Source organism: Vibrio sp. YT-19(2023) (assembly GCF_033337395.1).
This window is the reverse complement of the sequence record NZ_JAWOQN010000120.1, coordinates 1-1,226: the sequence shown is the minus strand read 5'-3', so window position 1 is coordinate 1,226 and position 1,226 is coordinate 1. Positions and strand designations below refer to the sequence as shown.

1 pseudogene is annotated in these 1,226 nt (G+C 47.3%); it reads right to left on the bottom strand.

Annotated elements, in window-relative coordinates:
* Positions 1–1,226: pseudogene (locus tag R7E78_RS24265) on the bottom strand (hypothetical protein); the annotation flags it as partial.

Genomic DNA, 1,226 nt, shown 5'->3' with positions numbered 1-1,226 from the left:
GCACGTTGTTAAGGTTAACGAGCGATATTTCATACTCAATGTAGCCGCCCGGCGTGTAACCGCCGCTCAATGAAGCAACACCGTCTTGATCTAAGAAGCGGGTAATGTGTTTTTCGAAGTCGTATTTCTCTGCCGATGCTTTCGTCTTCGCACTGACGGTATCGCCGTCAACGGTCAACAAGTTGAGGATTTCACCGACTGCATTGTTGTTTACCGTCGCCGTCACTTTGTACTCAATTTTAGTGCCCGCGGGGATGGAGGTATGCGTGTCGATATCTCGATTATTTTCAACTGAACCATCAAGATCGAGAATGGCTTTATCGCTACCACTGACGATGTTCTGCTCGATCGTCCAGCCCGAATCAAACGCCTTTTCACTTGTTCCATCAACAAGTTCCACCGTGATGTTGGATAAGCGATCCACCACAGGAATATTGTACGCGTTCCCCTTACCATCGTTTTCAATCGTTAGGCGATAGACCAATGGCTGACCCGGCTCATAGCTTGCTTCATCCACGGTTTTGCTGAATGAAAGATGGTAGCTGTTTGGAATAACGGTGATACCGCCGATCGTAATGTTACCTACCGACTCTTCACGAACGACACCTTCGACTTGGTATGTGACTGAGTCCCCACCCGCCACATCAATAACGGTTGAGATGTTTTGATTGTTTGCTACCGTGCCATCGAGCGTACCATCGGTTGTGCCATCACCGCCGTGGGCATCGCTTTTCGATACATCAACGGAAAAACCAGACGCGAAGGGCGTTGCAGTTGACCCATCGAGCAATTGTGTCGTCACGTCAGTGATGTTTTCTCTCACAGTATGGTCGTTCACGTAACCTGTTTGAGACGATACCGTCACTAAATAGGTCAACGTATCACCTGGTGAGTAAAAACGAGATTCGACTCCATTCACCAATAGCTTGCGCGTGACATTCCCACCGTTGTATGCCTTTTTCATTTCATGGTGTGAAATGTGAGAAGTTTCCGTTACTTCACCAAGATCGCGATAGATGTATGCATCATTTGCAATTTTATCGTTGAGATTCCCCCCTTCATCTAGCGAACCAACGACGTTATCTTTTACACGCGCTTTAATTTTAAACGTACGCACTTCGTCCGGTTCCAAACTCATTGTTTTGGAAGCGTCCCCTTCGGGATACACAAAGTTCTCCGTCGTTACAGAATGAAAACCGGCACCGTCGTCATAGTCAAATTGCCAA